This is a genomic window from Ensifer adhaerens (assembly GCF_028993555.1).
GTDB classification, from domain to species: domain Bacteria; phylum Pseudomonadota; class Alphaproteobacteria; order Rhizobiales; family Rhizobiaceae; genus Ensifer; species Ensifer adhaerens_I.
This window is the reverse complement of record NZ_CP118610.1, coordinates 3,966,749-3,984,574: the sequence shown is the minus strand read 5'-3', so window position 1 is coordinate 3,984,574 and position 17,826 is coordinate 3,966,749. Positions and strand designations below refer to the sequence as shown.

The 17,826-nt window shown below is 62.3% G+C and carries 13 protein-coding genes; 8 read left to right on the top strand and 5 right to left on the bottom strand.

The genetic code is table 11. The annotated features are described in order from the left end of the window. Positions 1-129: 129 nt before the first annotated feature. Positions 130-3,138, bottom strand: coding sequence for a DNA polymerase I (polA, locus tag PWG15_RS19155; RefSeq protein WP_275022136.1), 3,009 nt, complete (start codon positions 3,136-3,138; stop codon positions 130-132). A gap of 91 nt (positions 3,139-3,229) precedes the next feature. On the opposite strand from polA, the gene PWG15_RS19150 reads away from it, so the two are divergent. The 4 genes from PWG15_RS19150 (at position 3,230) to PWG15_RS19135 (ending at position 7,483) form a co-directional block, all read left to right on the top strand. Beyond that, positions 3,230-3,616 (top strand): hypothetical protein, encoded by a 387-nt coding sequence (locus tag PWG15_RS19150; RefSeq protein ID WP_275022135.1) that lies wholly within the window; start codon positions 3,230-3,232, stop codon positions 3,614-3,616. A gap of 361 nt (positions 3,617-3,977) precedes the next feature. Continuing rightward, positions 3,978-4,421, top strand: a complete 444-nt coding sequence (locus PWG15_RS19145; RefSeq protein ID WP_275022134.1) for a MarR family winged helix-turn-helix transcriptional regulator — start codon at positions 3,978-3,980, stop codon at positions 4,419-4,421. A 231-nt stretch (positions 4,422-4,652) separates the two neighbouring features. Beyond that, entirely contained in the window at positions 4,653-6,044 is a 1,392-nt protein-coding gene (locus PWG15_RS19140; protein WP_275022133.1) for a M20/M25/M40 family metallo-hydrolase, read from the top strand. A 479-nt stretch (positions 6,045-6,523) separates the two neighbouring features. Further along, positions 6,524-7,483 (top strand): lysylphosphatidylglycerol synthase transmembrane domain-containing protein, encoded by a 960-nt coding sequence (locus PWG15_RS19135; protein ID WP_275022132.1) that lies wholly within the window; start codon positions 6,524-6,526, stop codon positions 7,481-7,483. 63 nt (positions 7,484-7,546) lie between these two features. Here the strand turns inward: PWG15_RS19135 and PWG15_RS19130 are convergent, their stop codons facing one another. Next, positions 7,547-8,035: a hypothetical protein gene (locus PWG15_RS19130; protein WP_275022131.1), complete on the bottom strand. Its 489-nt coding sequence runs from the start codon at positions 8,033-8,035 to the stop codon at positions 7,547-7,549. A 200-nt stretch (positions 8,036-8,235) separates the two neighbouring features. Continuing rightward, positions 8,236-9,141: a DMT family transporter gene (locus PWG15_RS19125; protein ID WP_275022130.1), complete on the bottom strand. Its 906-nt coding sequence runs from the start codon at positions 9,139-9,141 to the stop codon at positions 8,236-8,238. Positions 9,142-9,631: 490 nt separating this feature from the next. Here PWG15_RS19125 and PWG15_RS19120 point away from each other — a divergent pair, with 490 nt between their 5' ends. The 4 genes from PWG15_RS19120 (at position 9,632) to dnaJ (ending at position 16,066) form a co-directional block, all read left to right on the top strand. Then, entirely contained in the window at positions 9,632-9,982 is a 351-nt protein-coding gene (locus PWG15_RS19120; RefSeq protein WP_275022129.1) for a hypothetical protein, read from the top strand. Positions 9,983-10,246: 264 nt separating this feature from the next. Further along, on the top strand, positions 10,247-12,511 hold the full coding sequence (locus PWG15_RS19115) for a transglycosylase domain-containing protein (protein WP_275024465.1): 2,265 nt from the start codon (positions 10,247-10,249) through the stop codon (positions 12,509-12,511). A gap of 251 nt (positions 12,512-12,762) precedes the next feature. Continuing rightward, a complete protein-coding gene (dnaK, locus tag PWG15_RS19110; RefSeq protein WP_057247762.1) occupies positions 12,763-14,685 on the top strand; it encodes a molecular chaperone DnaK in 1,923 nt (640 codons plus the stop codon). 250 nt (positions 14,686-14,935) lie between these two features. Further along, positions 14,936-16,066, top strand: a complete 1,131-nt coding sequence (dnaJ, locus tag PWG15_RS19105; protein ID WP_275022127.1) for a molecular chaperone DnaJ — start codon at positions 14,936-14,938, stop codon at positions 16,064-16,066. A gap of 62 nt (positions 16,067-16,128) precedes the next feature. Here the strand turns inward: dnaJ and PWG15_RS19100 are convergent, their stop codons facing one another. Beyond that, entirely contained in the window at positions 16,129-17,013 is an 885-nt protein-coding gene (locus PWG15_RS19100) for a DUF2182 domain-containing protein (RefSeq protein ID WP_275022126.1), read from the bottom strand. A gap of 5 nt (positions 17,014-17,018) precedes the next feature. Next, positions 17,019-17,654: a DUF1326 domain-containing protein gene (locus tag PWG15_RS19095; protein ID WP_275022125.1), complete on the bottom strand. Its 636-nt coding sequence runs from the start codon at positions 17,652-17,654 to the stop codon at positions 17,019-17,021. Positions 17,655-17,826 lie beyond the last annotated feature (172 nt).

The following is a 17,826-nucleotide window of genomic DNA, read 5'->3' as shown; positions in this document are numbered from 1 at the left end:
TTTCTATCATCCTGATGGAAAGGCGCCCGGGGTCATCGAATGGCCCCGGGCACTGCAAGATTCATCGCATGTGGCTTTTGAGGTTTTCTGAGGGAATTCCCTCAGAACCCAGGCATCGTGCCGCTCGGATTAGTGCGCCTCGTCCCAATTGGTCGCGGCGCGCGCATCGACCTTGAGCGGCACCTTCATGTCGAGCGCCGGCATGGCGGCGTTCTCCATGACCGAGACGACGATCGGAATGGTCTTGTCGACCTCGGCGTCCTCGACCTCGAAGATCAGTTCGTCGTGCACCTGCAGCAGCATGCGGGCAGAGAGCTTCGCCTCGGCCAGCGCCGGCTCCATCTTCGCCATCGCGCGGCGGATGATGTCGGCTGCCGAACCCTGGATCGGCGCGTTGATTGCGGCGCGCTCGTTGAAGGCGCGATGCGACGGGATCGACGAGCGGATATCCGGGTAGTGCGCGCGGCGGCCGAAGATGGTCTCGACGTAGCCATGCTCGCGGGCAAACACTTTTGTGCCTTCCATGTAATCACGGATGCCGGGGAAACGCTCGAAATAGCGCTTGATGTAGTCGCTGGCCTCGGAGCGCTCGATCGACAGCTGGTTGGCGAGACCGAAGGCCGAAATGCCGTAGATGATGCCGAAGTTGATCGCCTTGGCGCGGCGACGGATTTCGCCCGGCATGCCCTCGACCGGAACGCCGAACATTTCCGAGGCCGTCATCGCGTGAATATCGACACCGTCGGCAAAGGCCTGGCGCAGCTGCGGGATGTCGGCGACGTGGGCGAGTACACGCAGCTCGATCTGGCTGTAATCGGCCGAGAGCAGCTTGTGGCCAGGCGTCGCGATGAAGGCGGTACGGATCTTGCGGCCTTCGGCGGTGCGCACCGGGATGTTCTGCAGGTTCGGATCCGACGACGACAGGCGGCCAGTCGTCGTGGCGGCGAGCGCATAGGACGTGTGAACGCGCTTCGTCTCCGGATGGACGAAACCGGGAAGCGCATCGGTGTAGGTGGACTTGAGCTTGGTCAGCTGCCGCCAGTCGACGATCTTGCGCGGCAGTTCGTGGCCCTCGGCGGCCAGGTCTTCCAGCACCTGCGCCGAGGTCGACCATTGCCCGGTCTTGGTCTTCGACCCGCCGGCAAAGCCCATCTTGCCGAACAGGATATCGCCGAGCTGCTTCGGTGAGCCGATGGTAAAGGTCTCGCCTGCGAGCTTGTAGATCTCGTCCTCGAGCGCCGCTGCCCCTTGCGCCAGTTCGCCCGAAAGCCGCGACAGGATCTGGCGATCGATGGTGATGCCGCGGTCTTCCATGCGCGCCAGAACGGCGACCAGCGGTCGCTCCAGACGCTCATAGACGCGCGTCAGCCCCTTGGCGGCGAGCCGCGCCTTCAGGATGTGCCAGAGCCTCAGCGTGACGTCCGCATCCTCGGCGGCGTAGGCCGTCGCCCTGTCGATATCGACGAAATCGAAAGTCACCGACGACTTGCCGGTGCCGGTGATGTCCTTGTAGGCGATCGGCTTGTGGTTCAGCCATCGCTCGGAAAGCGCATCCATGCCATGGGTGCCATTGCCGGCATCAACGACGTAGGACATCAGCATGGTATCGTCGAAGCTCTCGACGGTAATACCGTGCCGCTTCATCACCAGGTAATCGTATTTCAGGTTCTGCGCGACCTTTAGGACGGAGGGGTCCTCGAGCAGGCGCTTCAGCCGGCTCAGCGCTTCTGCGACCGGGATCTGGTTTTCGGCAAGCCCTCCGCCCAAGAGATCGCCGACACCGGTCTTGTGGATCAGTGGAACATAGGCCGCCCGGATCGACGCGCCGGTCGGGTCGGTCTTGTGGTCGGCAATCGCCAGCGAGAAGCCGACGAGGTCGGCCTGCATGGCGTCGAGCGAGTTCGTTTCCGTGTCGAAGCCGACGACGCCGGCATCGCGCGCAGCTGATACCCACTGGTCGAGAGTGGCGACATCACGGATCGTCACATAGGCACTGCGATCGAAAGGTGCCTTGGCAAAGATTTCGGCCCGAGCCGCTGCCAGCGCCTGCGGCGTGGCATCTGCTGCATCCGTTTCGCCGGTACGTGACAGGACTGCGGCAGCCTCGGCCGCCTCGCCGCGGACCGCTGCCTTTGCGGTGGAACCTTCGCTGACAGCCGTCGCCGCGTCGCCCTTGTCGAGATCCGGACCGCGCGCATCCGCGCCCCATTCCACCGGCACGGTGGCGACTTCGACGGCGTCTGCGTCGGTGCCGGTTGCGGCAGCCACACGGCGCGTCAGCGTGGTGAACTCCATCGCCTTGAGGAAGGCGATCAGCTTCGGACCGTTTTGCGGCTCCAGGCTCAGCTCTTCCAGCGGGACATCGAGCGGGGTGTCGGTCTTGAGTTCCACGAGCTGGCGCGACAGGCGCGCGAGGTCGGCGTTCGCGATGATGTTTTCGCGGCGCTTGGCCTGCTTGATCTCGCCGGCGCGGGCAAGGAGTGTCTCGAGGTCACCGTATTCTTCGAGCAATTGCGCCGCCGTCTTCGGGCCAATGCCGGGAATGCCGGGGACGTTGTCGGTGGAGTCACCGGTCATCGCCTGGAGATCGATCATCTTCTCCGGCGGCACGCCCCATTTCTCGATGACCTCGGGGATCGAGATCTGCTTGTCCTTCATGCTGTCGTACATCGACACATTCGTGGTGACGAGCTGCATCAGGTCCTTGTCGGACGACACGATGGTGACGCCCGCGCCGGCCGCCTCGGCAAGGCGGGCGTAGGTGGCGATCAGATCGTCTGCCTCATAGCCTTCCTTTTCGATGCAGGGCAGATTGAAGGCGCGGGTCGCGTGGCGGATCAGGCCGAACTGCGGAATGAGATCTTCCGGAGGCGCCGTACGGTTGGCCTTGTACTGGTCGTAGAGCGCGTTGCGGAAGGTCTTCGAGGAGTAGTCGAAGATAACAGCGAAATGGGTCGGCGTGACACCGACCGAGGTGTCGCGCGCATCGGTGAGCAGCTTCCACAACATGTTGCAGAAACCCGATACCGCATTGACCGGGAGGCCATCGGATTTGCGGTTCAGAGGTGGGATGGCGTGGAACGCCCGGAAGATGAATCCGGAGCCGTCGACGAGGAAGAGATGATCACCGTTTTTCATGGGCAAATGGATAGCGCGGGGCAAGCCAAAGGTCCATTGCGGTTTTCCCGCCGGACACTACAATCATCACTTGCCTCAAAGGAGATTAGTCATGCCGCATAACGTGCATTATGCCCTCAGGCGGTATCTTGTCCTTTCCGGGTTTGCGGTGGCCTGCTTCACCATTTCCTGGCTCCTGCTCAGCGATCCAGGGTTCCTCGTCGCAATCAAGACGTTGTTTGCGCCCATCTATCTGCTTGCAACAGCTGGGCTCGACACCCATTTCAGACGCGCCGACGGCAGGCCCTGGCCGCTTTGGCAGAAGGTCGAATACGCGATCGCGCGCGCCGTACTCTTCGCTGCCTTCATCGTCATCATGTGCGTCGGGCCGGATCAGTCCATCGGCGACGTGGCGAAAACGGGGGTCTTGGTCGCACTTGCGATGGGTTTGGTCGAGATCTTTTTTGCCTTGCGGAACCGGCGCTCGACGGGCTTTTGAACGGCATTCGGCTTTCACGCAAACGTTACGTATTTGTAATGTCCGATTCGCCCTACCTATCCTTGAAAAGCCACATTTGAATCCTCAAATCCTACTCAACGGCACCGAGTGATGCCGTCTTCTGGTGATTGGCCTGTCCCCCGCCCGCACCAGATGAGGACAAAGGCCTTATCCCCCTCTCCGGGCCTTTGTCCCGTTTTCAAGAAACCGTCACGGCGCCGCCTCCGCGCCGTGGCGGTTTTTTGTTTGGCATCAAGGCTTTCGATAAAGTCCGGTCAAATCGAAGTGAGCCCGCGCTTCCCCAAGGTTCATCGCCTGCATTGTAACTTGTCTTCATGGCGCTTCGGGCGTACCGATAGGCATGGCCTTCAATCGGATGGAATCTGCAACCTATCTGGCCAGCCTGCTGGCGAAGAGCTTTTCGCGCGCGCTTCACGAGCGCGGCCAGAAGCTTGGTTTCGCACCCGGTCAGTTTCCCATTCTGCTCGAACTTTGGGCCGAGGAAGGCCTGACGCAGAAGCAACTGCTCGATCGCCTCGATATCGAGCAGGCGACGATGGCCAACACGCTCTCGCGCATGGAGCGCGACGGGCTCATCATCAGGCGCAAGCACCCCCAGGACAAGCGCTCACAGCAGATCTTCCTGACTGAACGGGCAAGGGAGATGGAGGCTGCCGCCAAGGAAGCAGCCCTTGCCGCCGACCAGTCGCTGCTTTCCGGCCTCAGGAACTTCGAGCGCGAGCTGATGCTCGAATATATGCGCATGGCGCTTGCCAGCGTGGCCCGTGGCGACGGCCGCGCCTGAAGCTTCGCACCTCCCCTGATCGATCCATCAAAAAATTTGGCTTAAGGAGAATGGCCTTAGGCTCTAAATCAATGCGAGCGCGTCCGGTGACTTTGCGCTTCTGAAGGCGCAGCGTCGAACACTCGCCAGCAGTTGTAGAACTTTAATTTGCTGCGTGTCGTCGTCCTTAAATCGATTTCGATTTGGCGATTGATGCAGTAGGTTCCGGCAAAACTTGAAGCAAGGATATGCATGATGGCAGACATCACCCCCGTTCTCGAACGCGCAGACGCCAATCTGCCTGACAGCCTCGACCGGCTGTTCGATCTCGTTCGGATCAAGTCGATCTCGACCGACCCGGCCTTCAAGGCGGAGTGCCGCAAGGCCGCCGAATGGCTGGTGGCGGAACTCAACAGCCTCGGCTTCACCGCTTCGGTGCGCGACACCCCCGGCCATCCGATGGTCGTCGCCCATCACGATGCCGCCAAGCCGGATGCGCCGCACGTGCTGTTTTACGGTCATTACGACGTCCAGCCGGTCGATCCGCTGAACCTCTGGGACACGGATCCTTTCGAGCCGGGCATCAAGGAAATCGAACCCGGCCGAAAGGTGATCACCGGCCGCGGCACGGCTGACGACAAGGGCCAGCTGCTGACCTTCGTGGAGGCAGTACGCGCCTACAAGGACGTCCATGGCGGCCTGCCCTGCCGCGTGACCATTCTGTTCGAAGGCGAAGAGGAATCCGGCTCGCCGTCGCTGAAGCCTTTCCTTGAAGCCAATGCCGCCGAGCTCAAGGCCGATTATGCGCTGGTCTGCGACACCAGCATGTGGGACCGCGATACGCCGGCCATCTCCGCAGGCCTGCGCGGCCTCGTCGGCGAAGAGGTCATCGTGAAGGCTGCCGACCGCGACCTGCATTCGGGCTACTTCGGCGGTGCCGCGGCCAACCCGATCCGCATCCTCACCACCATTCTTGCCGGCCTTCACGACGAGAACAGCCGCGTCACACTCCCCGGTTTCTACGACGGCGTCGAAGAAACCCCGGCTCAGATCAAGGCCGCCTGGGAAACGCTCGGCCAGACGGCGGAGAAGTTCCTCGGCGAAATCGGCCTGTCGATCCCGTCGGGCGAAAAGAACCGCTCGGTGCTGGAACTGACCTGGGCGCGCCCGACCGCGGAAGTCAACGGCATCACCGGCGGCTATACCGGCGAAGGCTTCAAAACGGTGATCGCGGCCGAGGCTTCGGCGAAGGTTTCCTTCCGCCTCGTCGGCAACCAGAACCCGGAAAAGATCCGCGAGGCGTTTCGCGCCTATGTCCGCTCCAAGGTTCCGGCGGATTGCTCGGTCGAGTTCCACGCCCACGGCGGTTCGCCGGCGATCCACCTGCCCTATGAATCGCCGCTGCTCAACACGGCGAAGGTGGCCCTTTCCGACGAGTGGCCGAAGCCGGCCGTCATCATCGGCATGGGCGGCTCGATCCCGATCGTCGGCGACTTCCAGAAGATGCTCGGCATGGAATCGCTGCTGGTTGGCTTCGGCCTTTCAGACGACCGGATCCATTCGCCGAACGAGAAGTACGAGCTGCAGTCCTACCACAAGGGCATCCGCTCCTGGATCCGTATCCTGGATGCGCTCGCTGCTTAATCCAGCCGGAGCGGGATGTGGGGTGCGCACGGCTTTTCCGCTCGTGTCCCGCTCAACTTGCTTCAGGGCCGCAGCGGAGTGCTCCGCTGCGGCCTCTTCGAATTCGGTTGCGCCTCCACCGACGACACAGCCCTCACGCGCAATCTGACTGCCGACGCGCGCGCATCGCCGCTGGATCGGCGCCACCTCCACATTTTACCGTTTCCCCTTCACCGTTTCCCGTCGGTTTCTCCGGTTTCGGCAGACCCTCAATCCTTGACCTGCGGGGTCTCAGGTGCTTCCTTTTTGTGAAACAAATCACAAAGGGAAATCGGATCATTGGCAAGGGTAAGGACCGAAGCGTCGCGCTGCGGGCGTGACGCTATGACAAGGCAGCCTAGAAAACAGAATGTCTCCGCTTGGAGAACCACTCCGGCAGCTGCAGCAGAAGTGTCCTTGGAACGCCTCGCCCACTTCCTCGCACCGATCGCGGCGCCGGTATGAAAAGGCTGCAGACCTATTTCTGGCCCGTTGTCGGCCTTCTCGCGATCCTCTTTTCGGTGAATGCACTTTATCACGAGCTCCGCGGCCTTTCGCTCGACGAGTTCCTCGCAAGCTTCAACGCGATCTCGCTCAAGAGCTGGCTGCTGGCAATCGGCTCGACGCTGGTCGCCTATGCGGCGCTTGCGGCTTACGACCGCTTGGCGCTCGACCATCTCGGACACCGCATCTCGATCTGGTTCATCACGCTCTGCTCGTTCACGACCTATGCGCTTTCGCACAATCTCGGCGCCTCGGTCTTTTCCGGCGCGGTCGTGCGCTACCGGGCCTATCGCTCCAAGGGACTCTCTGCGGGCGAAGTGGGCGTGCTCGTCGCCTTCTGCTCCTTCACCTTCACGCTCGGCACGCTGGTGCTTTCGGCCATCGTCCTCCTGGTGCGGCCCGACATCATCGAACGCTTCGCCGAATTCCTGCCGGTGGAAATGTCGCTGACCACGGGCGTGCTGATCCTCGTCGTCATCGGGCTCTATGTCATCGGTAGCCTCGTCGGGCTTCCGTCGTTCCGCACACGATGGTTCCAGTTGCACTATCCGAAGCCGAGAATCGTCTTCCGGCAATTGGTGATCGCGCCGGTGGAGCTGGTCGGCGCAGCGGGCATCATCTATTTCGCGCTGCCGGAAGCCGGAAACCCGGGCTATATCGTCATCCTCGGGATCTTCCTCGCTTCGTTCTCGGCGGCGCTGCTCTCGCATGCGCCGGGCGGGCTCGGCGTGCTCGAGCTGATATTCATTGCCGCGCTGCCGGAAATGGATCCGGCCGACGTACTTGCCGCCCTTGCAATCTTCCGCCTGCTCTACCTGGTCATCCCCTTTGTCCTGGCCTTGGTGGTGATCCTCGTCTTCGAGCGGGCTCGCTTCGTGGCCCAACGTCCTCCCCCGGGAGGAACCGACCTTCCCTAGCGGGGATCGCTTTGCTTCAGCTTGCCTCGCATTGCAGGGCTGCGGAAACGACGCGCTCCCTCCTCAGGACGCGTTGCAGACCGTCGGCAGCGCCTGCTCGAGCGGCCCCTTCACTTCGCGCAGCCGCGCCGCTTCGATCTGATACGGCGTGAACGGCGGCACCTGCAGCGAGGGGTTGATGATGCGCGTGACGTAGTAGCCGGCGAAGAACCGGACCCGCGCGCGCTGCTCGGTGGATTTCACCGCAACCGGAACCGCGGAATAGATGCTGCCGGCGCCGGCCTCCGTTTTCACTTTGCCGATCTTCACTTCGACCGACACGGTGCGATCATAGCCGCGGGTGAAGGACTTGAAGCCGCCGACCGGCTTCGTTTCGCCGAAATAGCCGTAGGCGCGGGCATATTCCTTGCGGTTGATGGCATTGTAGAGCGAACGGACGAGAGCTGCGCCGTCGGAACGGTCGTCGACATAGGCGACGCCTTCTTGTGCCAGAGCTTCGCCATTCAACGCTGCAAATGCGCCGAGGGCGAAGACGGTGGAGCGAAACTTCATGGCAGTCCTCCTGTTGTCGTGCGCAGCCGAGCACAACAATAAGGCGAAGCCATAGCAGAATTCGCCACCCGGATGTTTCCCGACAGCACCGCGCGTCTTATGAGACGCGCAAAGGTCGCTGTAGCACTTTGAATTGCTGCATGTTTTTGTCCTTCAATCGGCTACGATTAAAGGAAACATGCAGTCGTCTCTGGTCGAGCTCAGGCCGGTGGCAAGCCGGCACGGCGTCGAGCAACGACACGCTCGCGCCACACGGTGAAGATGCCGGCTGCGACCACCAGCACGGAGCCGACGATCATGTTGACGGTCAGCGTCTCACTGAAAATCGTCACGCCCATGATCGAGGCAAAAACCAGCTGCAGATAGGTGAGCGGCTGAACGGCCACCGCATCCAGCACCTCATAGGCGCGGATGAGGAAGTAGTGGCTGGAGGATCCGGTAATGCAAAGCAGCAGCATCCAGCCCCAGTCGGCCGGCGCCAGCGTGACCCAGAAGAACGGGCCGACCAGGCTGATCGCGGCAGCACCGACGACGCCGGTGTAGAAGAAACTGGTCATCGCCGAATCCTGGCGGCTGACGAGCCGCGTGACGATGACGTAGAGCGCAAACAGCAGGGCCGCCCCGAGGGGCAAGAGGAAGGTCCGGTCGAACAGGCCGTCCGCGGGCTTCAGAATCAGAAGCACGCCGCCAAGACCGACGGAAATAGCCAGCCATCGCCGCCAGCCGACGCGCTCACCGAGAAGCGGCATCGACAGGAGGGCAACGAACAGAGGCGTCGCCGCCAGGATCGCTTGAGAATGGGCAAGCCCGACCCAGGTGAAAGACGTGATCACCATGACGATCTGGGTTGGCAGCAACACGCCGCGCACGAGCTGGAGCCACGGCCTTCTGGTTGTCGCCGTGACTTTCAGACCTTCTTTGGTACGCGCAGCCAGCGCAATCGCGAAAAGCGCGAAGGCCCAATAGCGGATCATCGCAACGAAGACCGGCGGATAGATCGCGCCAAGATGTTTGGAGATGCCGTCCTGGATCGAAAAGATGACGATCGCCAGAAGCGTGAAGATGTAGCCGTTTGCTTTGGAAGCCTGTGAGACGGTGGACGTCATGGCGCGCCGATACCTGCGAGAACCCGCCGCGCCGCCAATTGCGCACGACAGGTGCCACATACAGGGAAACACGGCCGCATTCGAGACATGAAAAGAGCCCCGTGTGGGAGGAGGTACACGGGGCTCTCGAACTTGATCGGTGACTGGGAGGAGGAGTGCCACCGATCCGCATCGGGCGCCGCGGGAGGAGGTGCAGCGCTTCGATAAGTCATATAATAATCATGCGTCGCAGCAATTTCAAGACAAGATTTTTGCATTGCACAAAATCGTGAAGGCGAAGCAGCAGGGGTCGAGGCATATCGAACCGCTCATCGGAGCCTGAGCCATGGTTCAGCTCACCGACGGGCCGAGGCGCAAAGCCATGTATGGCGCGGTAACCGACCGGAAACCACAACCCTTGATAGCTTTTTACTCTCCTTCGTCTTTTCTGATATACGACCAGCAATATTAAAATAATTGCGTTTGCTCTCCATAATTGCAGGTTTTCAGAATGAAATTGTTGCTCCAGGTCCCCACCGCAATCATCGTTGTCCTGATCCTCTCCACCTGGATCGCCAGCCTTCGCTTCGTCGTGCTGCCACCGGGCTCCTTCAAGTTGAGAGCGATGACAGCACTCGTTTATCAAGGGCACGACTACCGCCTGGTGGACAGCCCGCGGGCCATGTGCGGCCGCCAGGCCTACCCGGCAAAGAACTGCGAGGAAGTGGCGATGAACCATCTGGGGAAGCGGGTTCTGTTTCGGCTTCCCTATAGCCAATGGCTCTACGACTTTACCGAGCCCGGCGCCGCGGCATCAACCGTGGCGGTCGAAGACACGCCACTGCGGAGCTCCATCCAATAGACGCGACCATATTGGGTTCGCCTACATAACGGCGGGGACCGTCTCACATACTGCACCGGGCTGCGCATCACATGGGCAAGCTGTTGAAGACCATGCGTATTTCACGATCCGCTTCTTAACTCCCCCTTAAATTGCCGTATTTAAAGTTCACCCGGTCGCCGTGGCGGATTGGCGCAAAGCGCAGTTATCGCCGTCGAGATCGAAGTCACCGTCGCGGTCGAGCCAGTCGGCCCCCGCAAACGGCAGAGGGACAAACCCAACGGCATGGCAACAAACGGCAGGTCAGGACAGCGGATCGAGCCATCGTTCGGAGGAAACGAGAACGATGACGACGATTTTCGCGTCGAGGCCAGCGATCGCGTGACCGCCAGCCGCAAGGCGCCCCGCGGCAAATCTTCAGGCAACAGCAAGAAGGGCAACGGCAAGAAGAAGGCAGCTGGCAAGCGCGGCAGCGCGCGTCGCAGCTCTGGCGGCGGCGGCTTCATCGGCCTTGTGCGCACGCTGTTCTACTGGTGCATCGTGCTCGGTATCTGGGGCGCCATGGGCGTCGGCGGCCTGGTGCTGTACTACGGCGCGCGCATGCCGAGCGCGGAGAGCTGGTCGATCCCCGAGCGGCCACCGAACGTCAAGATCCTTGCGGTCAGCGGCGACGTCATCGCCAATCGCGGTACCACCGGCGGTGAAGCGCTGTCGCTCGAAAACATGTCGCCCTATATCCCGCAGGCGGTGATCGCCATCGAGGATCGCCGGTTCTATTCACATTTCGGCATCGATCCGCTGGGCCTCGCCCGCGCCATGCTGACGAACCTGACCACCGGCCGCATGGTGCAGGGTGGCTCGACGCTGACGCAGCAGCTTGCCAAGAACCTGTTCCTCTCGCCGGAGCGCACGCTCGAGCGCAAGGTGCAGGAGGTGCTGCTCGCCTTCTGGCTCGAGCAGAAGTATTCCAAGGACCAGATCCTGGCGATGTATCTCAACCGGGTGTTCTTCGGTTCCAACGCCTATGGCGTGGAGGCGGCATCGCGGCGCTATTTCAACAAATCGGCGCGCGACGTGAACCTCGGCGAGGCGGCGCTGCTGGCCGGCCTGCTCAAGGCCCCTTCCCGCCTGTCGCCGGCGCGCGATCCGCAGGCCGCGGAAGAGCGTGCCCAGGTCGTTCTCGGCGCCATGCGCGAGGAAGGCTACGTTACCGACAGCGAGATCAAGACGGCGATGTCGCAGACCCCGACCAAGGCGAAGAGCTACTGGTCCGGCGCCGAGCACTATGTCGCCGACATGGTGATGGACCAGCTGCCCGGCATGATCGGCGAGATCAAGGAAGATCTCGTCATCGACACGACGATCGACCTCAACCTTGAAAAGAAGGCCGAGGAGGTGATCGCTGCGACGCTCGACGCCGACGGCAAGAAGCTTGACGCTTCGCAGGCGGCCCTCGTCTCGATCGACGGCACCGGCGCCATCCGGGCGCTCGTCGGCGGCAAGGATTACGCCGAGAGCCAGTTCGACCGCGCCTCCAAGGCAAAGCGCCAGCCAGGCTCGGCCTTCAAGCCCTTCGTCTATGCGGCAGCACTCGAGATCGGCCGCACGCCGATGTCGATCCGCAACGACGGTCCGGTCCGGATCGGCAACTGGACGCCCGAGAACTACGACCAGAAATATCGCGGCGAGGTGACGATCGCCGATGCACTCGCCAATTCGCTGAACACCATCGCCGCGCAGTTGGTGATGGAGGTGGGGCCGCAGAACGTCGTCAAGGTCGCCCATCGCCTCGGCATCGATTCCGAGATGCAGGCCAATGCCTCGATCGCGCTCGGCACATCCGAAGTCAGCCTCGTCGAACTGACGTCGGCCTACGCCCCGTTCATGAATGGCGGCTTCAAGGCGACGCCGCATGTCATTCGCCGCATCTCCAAGGCCGACGGCACGGTGCTTTACGAAAACACCTACGACAACCCGCCGCGCGTGCTCGACCCGGCGATCGTCAGCGAAATGAACCAGATGATGGTGCGGGTGCTGACCAAGGGCACGGGCAAGAAGGCGCAGCTCAAGGGCTGGGAGGCGGCCGGCAAGACCGGCACGACGCAGTCCTTCCGCGACGCGCTGTTCGTCGGCTACACTTCGAACCTGACGACCGGCGTCTGGTTCGGCAACGACGACGGCAAGTCGATGAAGAAGGTCACTGGCGGCGGCCTGCCCGCCAAGGCCTGGCACGATTTCATGATGGCGGCGCATGAGGGCCTCTCGCCCTCGCCGCTCTTCGGCACCACCGGTGTCCAGCCGGTCTTCGATGAAGGCACGGGCGCGCCGGCCGGCGACTTGCTCTCCGGCGATCCGGAAGCCTTCCCGGAAGCACCCGTTGGGGTCAATGGCGCGGTCGCCGTGGGGCAGCGTCCAGCGGACCAGGGGGGTGAATGGGGTGGCCAGGGCGTTGACCAGGGCAATGGCGGCCTTGTACCGCCGGCCGATGTCGGCCAGACGACGGGCGCCACGCGCCGCACGACCCTCTTCGACATTCTGACCGGCGGTTGAGCCGGCGCCACAGGCATGCGACTGGTGGCTTTCTCGCCTGCAGCGGATGGCCCATTTCTGGCTAGGCAAATCCCGGACTTGCATTTGCCCCCAAACGCCCCGCAGAATGCCTTGCAGTCCGAAACGCCGGTCCTTATATACGCCGCATCGGCGCAGTCTTGGCTGCGAAGAAATCCTGAGACCATCCCGTTAGGGGCTGTCTTACGAATGCCTGACCGGGTTCCGACAGTCCGCTGCAAGGAGAGAACGACATGGCTAAAGTTATTGGTATTGACCTGGGAACGACCAACTCCTGCGTCGCCGTCATGGACGGAAAAGACGCGAAGGTGATCGAAAATGCCGAGGGCGCGCGCACGACCCCCTCGATGGTGGCATTCAGCGACGACGGCGAACGTCTCGTCGGCCAGCCGGCCAAGCGCCAGGCCGTCACCAATCCGGAAAACACGCTTTTTGCGATCAAGCGCCTGATCGGCCGGACCTTCCAGGACCCGACCACGCAAAAAGACAAGGACATGGTTCCTTACAAGATCATCAAGGCCGACAATGGCGATGCCTGGGTCGAAGCGCACGGCAAGGATTATTCCCCGTCGCAGATCTCCGCCATGATCCTTCAGAAGATGAAGGAAACGGCCGAATCCTACCTCGGTGAAAAGGTCGAAAAGGCCGTCATCACCGTTCCGGCCTACTTCAACGACGCCCAGCGCCAGGCAACCAAGGACGCCGGCAAGATCGCTGGTCTCGAAGTTCTGCGCATCATCAACGAGCCGACCGCGGCAGCGCTTGCCTACGGCCTCGACAAGAAGGACGGCAAGACGATCGCCGTTTACGACTTGGGTGGTGGTACCTTCGATATCTCGGTTCTGGAAATCGGCGACGGCGTCTTCGAAGTGAAGTCGACGAACGGCGACACCTTCCTCGGCGGTGAAGACTTCGACATGCGTCTCGTCGAATACTTGGCCGGCGAGTTCAAGAAGGAACAGGGCATCGACCTGAAGAACGACAAGCTCGCCCTTCAGCGCCTGAAGGAAGCTGCCGAAAAGGCCAAGATCGAGCTGTCCTCGTCGCAGCAGACCGAAATCAACCTGCCGTTCATCACGGCTGACGCTTCCGGTCCGAAGCACCTGACGATGAAGCTGTCGCGCGCCAAGTTCGAGAGCCTCGTCGATGACCTGATCCAGCGCACCGTCGCACCGTGCAAGGCAGCACTCAAGGATGCCGGCGTCTCGGCTGCCGAGATCGACGAAGTCGTTCTCGTCGGTGGCATGAGCCGCATGCCGAAGGTTCAGGAAACCGTCAAGCAGCTGTTCGGCAAGGAGCCGCACAAGGGCGTGAACCCGGATGAAGTGGTCGCCATGGGTGCTGCCATCCAGGCCGGCGTTCTGCAGGGCGACGTCAAGGACGTTCTCCTGCTCGACGTCACGCCGCTGTCGCTCGGCATCGAAACGCTCGGTGGCGTCTTCACCCGCCTGATCGAACGCAACACGACGATCCCGACGAAGAAGTCGCAGACCTTCTCGACCGCTGACGACAACCAGTCGGCCGTGACGATCCGCGTTTCGCAGGGCGAGCGTGAAATGGCTGCCGACAACAAGCTGCTCGGCCAGTTCGACCTCGTCGGCATTCCGCCGGCACCGCGCGGCATGCCGCAGATCGAAGTCACCTTCGACATCGACGCCAACGGCATCGTGCAGGTTTCGGCCAAGGACAAGGGCACCGGCAAGGAACACCAGATCCGCATCCAGGCATCTGGCGGTCTTTCCGACGCCGACATCGAGAAGATGGTCAAGGACGCTGAAGCGAACGCAGAAGCTGACAAGAAGCGTCGCGAGGGCGTCGAAGCCAAGAACCAGGCCGAGAGCCTGATCCATTCCAGCGAGAAGTCGCTGAAGGATTATGGCGACAAGGTTTCGGAAGCCGACCGCAAGGCGATCTCCGACGCGATTGCCGCGCTGAAGACCGCTGTCGAAGCCTCCGAGCCGGATGCCGAAGACATCAAGGCCAAGACCAACACGCTCATGGAAGTTTCCATGAAGCTCGGCCAGGCGATCTACGAAGCGCAGCAGACGGAAGCCGCTCATGCGGATGCCGCAGCAGACGCTGCCCGTGACGGCGATGTCGTCGATGCGGACTACGAAGAAGTCAACGACGAAGACGACCGCAAGCGTTCGGCCTAAGTCGCCCTTCAAACCGACGAAAAGCCCGGGCTCGCCCGGGCTTTTTTGTTGCCTGCGCAACTCGGCGCGACCGCCAAACATGGCGACAGGTGCCGCGAGCCGCTGCAAACGTTACTTTTCCGACAAAAAACCGCGTCTACTGCCGTTCGGGCTATGGTATCGCGCTTCAAGGTTTACTAAATCGGTGGCAAGGTAAACGGGCAGCCGCCGAGCCCTCGCGCTGGCATGCCAACAGGATAATCTTCGACGAATGAAACGTGATCTGTACGAAACGCTTGGCGTTGCCAAGAACGCCGACGAGAAGGAGCTGAAGAGCGCCTTCCGCAAGCTCGCGATGAAGTATCACCCGGACAAGAATCCCGGCGACGCGGCAGCAGAGAAGACCTTCAAGGAAATCAACGAGGCCTATGAGACCCTCAAGGATCCGCAGAAGCGCGCCGCCTACGACCGATACGGTCATGCGGCCTTCGAGCAGGGCGGCATGGGCAACGGCTTCGGCGGCGGCGCGGCCGGCGGGTTCTCCGACATTTTCGAAGATATCTTCGGCGAGATGATGGGCGGCGGGCGCCAGCGGCGTTCGTCCGGTGGCCGCGAACGCGGCGCCGATCTTCGCTACAACATGGAAATTTCGCTCGAGGAAGCCTTCACCGGCAAGACGGCGCAGATCCGGGTTCCGACCTCGATCACCTGCGACGTCTGCACCGGCTCCGGCGCCAAGCCCGGCACGAGCCCGAAGACCTGCGGCACCTGTCACGGCTCCGGCCGCGTGCGCGCCGCCCAGGGCTTCTTCTCGATCGAACGCACCTGCCCCACCTGCGGCGGGCGCGGCCAGACGATCACCGATCCCTGCGGCAAGTGCCACGGCCAGGGCCGGGTCACCGAAGAGCGGACGCTTTCGGTCAACATACCGGCAGGCATCGAGGACGGAACGCGCATCCGCCTTTCCGGCGAAGGCGAAGCGGGGCTTCGCGGCGGACCGGCGGGCGACCTCTACATTTTCCTCTCGGTCAGGCCACATGAGTTCTATCAGCGCGACGGCGCCGATCTCTATTGCAGCGTGCCGATCTCGATGACGACAGCCGCCCTTGGCGGCAAATTCGACGTGACCACGCTCGACGGCACCAAGTCGCGCGTCACGGTGCCCGAGGGCACCCAGGCCGGCAAGCAGTTCCGCTTGAAGGGCAAGGGCATGCCGGTACTGCGCTCGGCGCAATCCGGCGACCTCTACATCCAGATCCAGATCGAAACGCCGCAGAAGCTGACCAAGCGCCAGCGCGAGTTGCTGCAGGAATTCGAGCAAATCTCGTCGAAGGACAACAATCCGGAATCGACCGGCTTCTTCGCCCGCATGAAGGATTTCTTCGACACCCTGAGCGACTGACGCTCAGAGCCATTGAGTGCAGCAGCGCCGCGCGCCGGATACGGTTGCGCGGCGCTTTTGCTTCAGATCATGGCCGCAAGTTGCCAAAGCCCTGTCATGACGAGTCCTGCCCCGGCGACACGGGACAACAGCCGGCCGCCGGGCACCACCTTCTCGGCAAGCACGAAGATGGCGATGGCGGCGATCCAAAGCACGTTCATAACGCCGCCCACGAACAGAAGCGCCATCAGCGCCCAGCAGCAGCCAACGCAATAGAGACCATGCCGGACCCCGAGGCCGAAGGCGGCGCCGGGCTGGCGGCGAAAACCACCATGGTTCTGGATGAAAAGCAGCGGCGACTGGCACTGGCTCAGGCAACGATCCTTGAGCGGCGTCCACTGGAACAGGCCGATTGCGATCAGCGCCACACCGCTCAGAAGCTGGCTTGCGCTCGACAGAGCCGGGGTCAACAGCAGCGCGCGATCGAGCAACCATTGCAGAAGCGCTGCAATCAGGGCGAAAAGCGTCCAGGTGAAAAGATAGCCGCCGGCGAAAAATCCGGCGGCCGCGAAAGGTTGCCCCTTTAACGCCGCCTGCCGCCCCACACGGGCATAGAGCAGAATCATCGGGGTTGCCGACGGCACCATCATGCCGACCATCATCACCGCCCACATCACGAAGGCATAGGCAAAGGTCGCCGGGGTCCAGGCGCGCGCGCCGGCGACGGCCACGGCCATCGTCGAACCCTCACCCATATTCATTGGCATATCCATCGCCATGTCCGTGCCGTCCATGGACATGGTGGGACCCATGGCTGTCCCGCCTGCCGCCGGTCCGGCCCCTGCCATATCCATGCTCGATGCCAGCCACAGGATGTAAAGCCAACTCGCCGCCGTCAGCGCGATCAAAGCCGCCACGACGATGGCACGGTCGCGTCTCAGAAGGGTTTCAAGCGCCGTGTCCGACATCGGCGCTAGTGAACCACGCCGCTTCCGGTCAAGTGCATGGTGGCGAAATGGGCGTGTGAATCCGCAAGCGCCAGTGTCAGCGGTCCCTTCGTGTCGGCCCAACCGCGCCCGACCTCGCAGACGTCGTATTCAAAGCCGTGAGGGAGATTGATGCGCGCCTGATGGGCCTCGCCGGTGACCGGGTTGAGGATCGGTTCGCCACGCGCGACGAGCCAACCCGGGACGTTCAGACGGGCGGTGCGGCGAGCGACATCGACGTCGAAGTCGATATCGGCAAAGACCGGATCGTGCATGGTTTCAAACGTGGTCGCAAAGACCTGGAAGAAGGTCGCGCCCGGTTCCGTATCCTCGCCGCTCATGATGCGCAGCAACGCGCCGCGCTGTTCGGCCGAGGCGCGAACGTCGATGATCGGGACCACTTGCCCCCGACCCTCGTGGATGGCGCCCGGCCAGGCGGCGATCATGCCGCAACGCAGACCGTCAAGCCGCGTGTCGCCATGAAAGCCTTCCTCGATCTCGAAGGCGCCGACAGCGCTGCAGTGGCCTTTTGTCGGCAGCGCGTTGAACTGGCAGGGGCAGCCATAGGCGCAGTTGCAATGAACGAACTCCCGTCCCTTCATCATCCATCTGACACTCGTCATCGTCTCCTCCTCGGATCTGACCGGTGTTTGATCTGTGCGGATCACGCGATTGGATGCATTTCATTAGATTTGCAAAATATACTCCTCGCAACCAGCGATGCCAACGTCCCGCCGTGAGCGGTCGACAAGAACGGGCAGCGCCGCGCATCCGATCGGACACGCGGCCCTTGCT